The sequence below is a fragment of the Moorena sp. SIO4G3 genome, from assembly GCF_010692305.1.
Classification (GTDB): Bacteria; Cyanobacteriota; Cyanobacteriia; order Cyanobacteriales; family Coleofasciculaceae; genus Moorena; species Moorena producens_A.
On sequence record NZ_JAAHIG010000522.1, the window covers coordinates 1 to 5,175 of the forward strand.

The window sequence follows — 5,175 nt, forward strand, 5'->3', positions numbered from 1 at the left end:
TCAACTGCTGTCAGGTGAGCCATGATCACCGTGGCAAAGGGATTGGCACTTTGTTCTAATTCTGGCCACTGCTGACTTAAATATTTGGTGGAACAATATCCCCAAGCCTTTACCCGTTGGTTGTGGAACCAGGAACCACCAGAAGATATAGAAATTCTCAACACCGAATTAAGTACAGAACCAATTCGGGCAGATGCCTTGTTTTTTGTGCGGGTTGCTGATGCTATTTTGCATCTAGAATTTCAAACCCTACCCCAATCTGAACCTCCCTTACCCCTGCGGATGCTGGATTATTGGGTGAGGTTGTATCGCCAGTATCGCTGTAAGATTAACCAGGTAATAATTTTTCTGAAACCAACCCGATTAGCGGGAGTATTTGTGAATCAATTTACCGAGCCGAACCTATCCTTCCACTACCGAGTGATTCGGATTTGGGAATGTGATCCACAACCGTTACTGACAACTCCAGGGTTACTACCCTTGGCAGTATTAGCACAAGCTGAAGTCCCAGAAACATTACTCTCCCAGGTAGCAGCCAGAATCGATATGATTGAAGATACACAAGAGCAGCGTAACCTATCTGCTTGCGTGCAACTCTTGGCTGGGGTGAAATTTGATGAGCAGTTAATTCAAGCTTATTTTCGGGAGGATATCATGCAAGAATCGGTGGTTTATCAACGCATTATTCGTCAAGGATTAGAACAAGGATTAGAACAAGGATTAAAACAAGGATTAGAACAAGGATTAGAACAAGGATTAGAACAAGGATTAAAACAAGGATTAAAACAAGGATTAGAACAAGGATTAGGACAAGGATTAGAACAAGGATTAGAACAAGGCAAGCGCAATGAGCTTAATTTAATTATCCGTCTACTTAACCGTCGCCTAGGTCAGCTCAATCCCCAATTACAGCATCAAATTGAGCAGTTATCCTTTTCCCAGTTGGAGGATTTAGGGGAAGCCTTGTTGGATTTTGAAACCGAAGTGGATTTGACCAATTGGTTGAGCCAGTTCAGGGATAGGTAATATATAAGTTATCAGCGAACAGCTATCAGCTATCAGCTATCAGCTTTTGAATCAAACAGGTCAGCATTCGAATAATGCTGAGTTATTTCACAGCGTCGTTCGCACAGCGTGGCCAAACGCGCCCCGCGTGGCCTTTTGGCCAAGGCCAAAGCCTGTACCACAAACTAGAAGCCTGTGGCACAAAGCGGTTCCCGTAGCGTGAGCCTTTAGCTGACGGCTGACGGCTGACGGCTGACGGCTGAAAACTGATAGCTTACCTGCTATCTATGGAGAATAGGGGATTCGAACCCCTGACCTCTGCGGTGCGATCGCAGCGCTCTACCAACTGAGCCAATTCCCCTTAGTACCTTTGTTTCTTGTGTTTATTCTAGCACCGGGACTGATATCCCTGTGCCCTTGTATGGTCTAGATTTCTGCTACTGGCTCAGGTGATACCCCAGAATAGACCTGCTGCACTCGTTCTAATTCCAGCTGATTCAAATAATCCACAGTCCAGTTAGCGTGACGCTGTAGCATATGAAGGGGATAGGTACTAGCCACTCCTACCACTGGCATTCCAGCTCGCTTTGCGGCCTCAATTCCAGCCAAAGAATCTTCTATCACTAAACATTCCCCAGGTTTCAAGTTGAGGTTACCATAGACTTGATTGAGCCGCTCTACCGCTAGCAGATAGCCATCCGGTTCTGGTTTACTAGTAGTAATATCATCACCAGCAACAATCAAACTAAAATAGTTAGTTAAACCAGCGCGATTGAGCACCACTTCTACCTCATTCCGCAGTGCTCCAGTCACCAGAGCCATCGGTATCTGAGCACCCTGGATCTGAACCATTAAATCCTCCACACCAGGATAAATGGGCAAAGTTTCCATACTTTCTAGCTGACGTTGATAGGCAGCAGCTTTGCGCCTGATCAGCTGGTTTAAGTAATCCTCCGTAACCACCCGACCGCGACGCTTAAGTAACTCTCGCAGACAAGAGCGATCGCCTCTGCCTGTACAAACCTGTCGAAACTCTTCGGAATCCGGACGCAAATTTTCCCCAATAATAATTTCCTCAATTAGTTTCTCGTGAATCGGCTCATCATTGATTATTACTCCGTTAAAATCAAACAAAACTGCTTTCAAACTCATAAGTACCTAGACATAAATTCTGTTACTCTTGTTGAGTAACTTAAAAAACATAACGTTACTCAACCCTCTTCTGCTCCCCGTTACCGGTTGCCTATTCCCTTATTTTAACATTCAACTTTACTAATCTTAACAGTCAAGGTTAATTGTGTCCAAGTGCTTACTGTAAAATTGCCCTATACCGCTGGAACCGGCACCCCAAGTGACGCAATATCATTAGGTGCTGTTTCCAATGGGCGAGTAAATCGCCCTTGGGTCGCACCTCTGGAAAACTTCCCTGAGATAGAGGTTCCCAAGGAGTTGATTTACCTACTGACAAAGGTTTTAGACCCTGAGTTATTTGATGCAGCCACCACCATTGCGTAGTCCGGACTGCTTCAAAACTAGCTGCACCCATCCAAGCATCAACGCTACCATTAGCGTAAGCCTTAATATAGGGTTCTTCAAAAACTTCCGTTAGCCAATTCGCCTCCCGGATCGTAGTCTGATTCCCGTCTAGAATCAAGACTTGTCCTCCCCCTTGGAGCAGTCGGAAGGATTCATGCAAAATCGACTGAGTTACCTTAGGTGGAGTTTCGTGAAACAACAGTGATGCTGTAACTAGATCAAAAGACTGATCATCTAAACCCGTCTGTTCAGCCATACCATGAAGCCACTGAATATCGAGATTAGCCTTGTTAGCTTTGTAGTCATCCATGACCAGCATATAAGGTGACCAAAAATATCGGTTTCAAGCCTGGCCTTGGCCAAAAGGCCACGCGGGGCGCGTTTGGCCACGCTACTTGAGGTGCCCATAAGCGGGCGAATTTTTCAAAAATGATGTGTTATAATCTAATTAAGTGTGTAGCCTAGCACAGGCAGGATTCGTCGGTACTGCCCTATTCCCCAACGACGTAAAGCGATGCTAGTACACGAGGCGCGAAAAACCTCGCTATACCCATGGATCTTAACGGATACCGAATACCAGTAAAATACGATTGCAAAATATTAACGTACCGTGGGGCACACGGAAACGGGAAATTCCAACGCTTAGGGAGATAAGCCCACGCTCGTTTAGTTAAATTAGGCTCGATACTTGGTTATGCATGAACCGGTGTTTGGCTTAAGTATTGCCTTTCAGGATAGCTAATTTTAAGGCATGTCGAGGAACTAAGAATCCCCGTCCATAAGCGGGCGGGGAGTGTCAAAATCCGCTCTCCCACTTGAAAAATATATCCTTGAAGGGCTTTATCTGGGTAAAGACAACCGTGTTGAGCCGCCATTTCCGTGCTTGTAACCCAATCACCACTTCCTGACGGGGGGAAAGTTGGATGCGCTGCTTTTCCCCAGTTACTGGGTTTTCAGAGACACTGGTAAAGTAGCTGATCAACCCAAACAAGCCGACTATGAATGCAATTCCTAAACGAAGGATTAGTCTACGCACCGATTATCTCCCAAATTTATCCATAGCAAAATACTATAAGACTATTGTTATGGAAGATATGATTAATGGTTAGAACCGTTATGATTAGAGCTATCATTTAACAAGTATTACCCTACATTGACCAATCTGTATTAGTCCTGAAAACTTACATAGGTGCCCTTGACCCATTAAGAATTAAATTCGCCACGGGTCGCACCTCTTGTTTGGCCTAGACACCATTAAGCTATGACCCACCATATTTTAGTTGTCGAAGATGAAACCAAACTAGCCCAGTTCATTGAACTGGAACTGAAGTACGAAGGTTATCAGGTTAGTGTTGCCTACGATGGATTAGCTGGTTTGGGAGCAGCGCGGGAATCTAATCCAGATTTAGTAATACTCGACTGGATGCTACCGGGCATATCAGGACCAGAAATTTGCCGACGCCTGCGCAGTACTGGTAATCAGGTGCCCATTATCTTATTAACCGCTAAAGATGAAGTAAGCGATCGCGTTAGTGGTTTAGATGCTGGTGCTGATGACTACGTAGTCAAACCCTTCAGCGTAGAGGAATTATTAGCCAGAGTCCGAGCTCATCTGCGACGCAATCAAACCGAAGACCCGAACATCCTGCAATTTGCCGACTTAAGTTTAAACCATAGCACCCGTGAAGTCTATCGAGGTCAGCGATTAATTGAACTGACTGTCAAAGAATTTGATCTACTCGAATATCTCCTAGCCCATCCCCGACAAGTCCTCACCCGAGAGCAAATCCTGGAAAGAGTCTGGGGTTATGACTTTATGGGTGACTCTAATATCATAGAAGTTTACATTCGCTACTTGCGCCTGAAGCTAGAAGCCAACAACGAAAACCGTCTAGTCCAAACCGTGCGCGGTGTTGGCTACGTCTTGCGAGATTAGTCCTGAGTGTACCAGTCCATCCCGACTCCCGACTCCCGACTCCCGACTCCCGACTCCGTTGTCTCAAACCAATGACTATAGCGGTTCTCATAGTAATGACGTAAACAGGATTTTTTCCCTGTTCCCTGTTCCCTGTTCCCTGTTCCCTGTTCCCTGTTCCCTATACCTAATACCCAAAACTCATATGGATGCGGGGATGCAGTTTTGCGCTTACTAACTTACCCCCTTGGAGATGTTCTTCCACAATTACCGGCACATCTTGTGGTTTGACTCGGCAATACCAAGTCTCCTCTGGAACAATCCGCACCGTTGGACCAGAACTACACTGTCCCTGGCAAGTTGTACCAATTACGCTAAAGTCAGAAACCTCAGCTTGCTCAAAGGCAGCCAGCACCTCAGCTGAACCGGCTGCTAAACAAGACTTATGTTGGCAGACTAAAACACAAGGCTTTTCGGTTTTGGCACTGTGTTGAGTAAAATCTGTTTCCACGTTGGGTTCAGTTAATATTAAGAATTATTACTACCTTCATCATAACCATTGACTTTTATGCATAGTTGAATGTCATTATCCCGTAGGATGCTAAATAACTGTTTTCAGTCCTGAGTTGGTTTTGAGGAAGCACAGTCTCCTGTTATGCACAAATGACCAATGAATAATTACCAATAACTCATTGCTCAACCATCCAATTCAATCGGAC

Annotated in this window: 7 protein-coding genes and 1 tRNA gene; 3 read left to right on the top strand and 5 right to left on the bottom strand. The window is 45.2% G+C overall.

Annotated elements, in window-relative coordinates:
• Nucleotides 1–87 precede the first annotated feature (87 nt).
• Nucleotides 88–1,026, top strand: a complete 939-nt coding sequence (locus tag F6J99_RS41780) for a DUF4351 domain-containing protein (RefSeq protein WP_293122514.1) — start codon at nucleotides 88–90, stop codon at nucleotides 1,024–1,026.
• Nucleotides 1,027–1,293: 267 nt separating this feature from the next.
• Here the strand turns inward: F6J99_RS41780 and F6J99_RS41785 are convergent.
• The 4 genes from F6J99_RS41785 to F6J99_RS41800 form a co-directional block, all read right to left on the bottom strand.
• Nucleotides 1,294–1,366, bottom strand: a tRNA-Ala gene (locus F6J99_RS41785).
• A gap of 65 nt (nucleotides 1,367–1,431) precedes the next feature.
• The gene (locus F6J99_RS41790) at nucleotides 1,432–2,157 is read right to left on the bottom strand and encodes an HAD family phosphatase (RefSeq protein WP_293122517.1); all 726 of its coding nucleotides are present in this window, start codon (nucleotides 2,155–2,157) and stop codon (nucleotides 1,432–1,434) included.
• A 157-nt stretch (nucleotides 2,158–2,314) separates the two neighbouring features.
• Nucleotides 2,315–2,860, bottom strand: a complete 546-nt coding sequence (locus F6J99_RS41795; protein WP_324610951.1) for a class I SAM-dependent methyltransferase — start codon at nucleotides 2,858–2,860, stop codon at nucleotides 2,315–2,317.
• A gap of 477 nt (nucleotides 2,861–3,337) precedes the next feature.
• Nucleotides 3,338–3,577, bottom strand: a complete 240-nt coding sequence (locus F6J99_RS41800; protein WP_070394151.1) for a hypothetical protein — start codon at nucleotides 3,575–3,577, stop codon at nucleotides 3,338–3,340.
• Nucleotides 3,578–3,802: 225 nt separating this feature from the next.
• On the opposite strand from F6J99_RS41800, the gene F6J99_RS41805 reads away from it, so the two are divergent.
• The gene (locus F6J99_RS41805; RefSeq protein WP_070394152.1) at nucleotides 3,803–4,477 is read left to right on the top strand and encodes a response regulator transcription factor; all 675 of its coding nucleotides are present in this window, start codon (nucleotides 3,803–3,805) and stop codon (nucleotides 4,475–4,477) included.
• The gene (locus tag F6J99_RS41810; RefSeq protein ID WP_293122522.1) at nucleotides 4,455–4,694 is read left to right on the top strand and encodes a hypothetical protein; all 240 of its coding nucleotides are present in this window, start codon (nucleotides 4,455–4,457) and stop codon (nucleotides 4,692–4,694) included. The genes F6J99_RS41805 and F6J99_RS41810 overlap by 23 nt, the downstream gene beginning before the upstream one ends.
• Here F6J99_RS41810 and F6J99_RS41815 read toward each other — a convergent pair.
• Nucleotides 4,644–4,967: a (2Fe-2S) ferredoxin domain-containing protein gene (locus F6J99_RS41815; protein ID WP_070394153.1), complete on the bottom strand. Its 324-nt coding sequence runs from the start codon at nucleotides 4,965–4,967 to the stop codon at nucleotides 4,644–4,646. The genes F6J99_RS41810 and F6J99_RS41815 overlap by 51 nt on opposite strands.
• Nucleotides 4,968–5,175 lie beyond the last annotated feature (208 nt).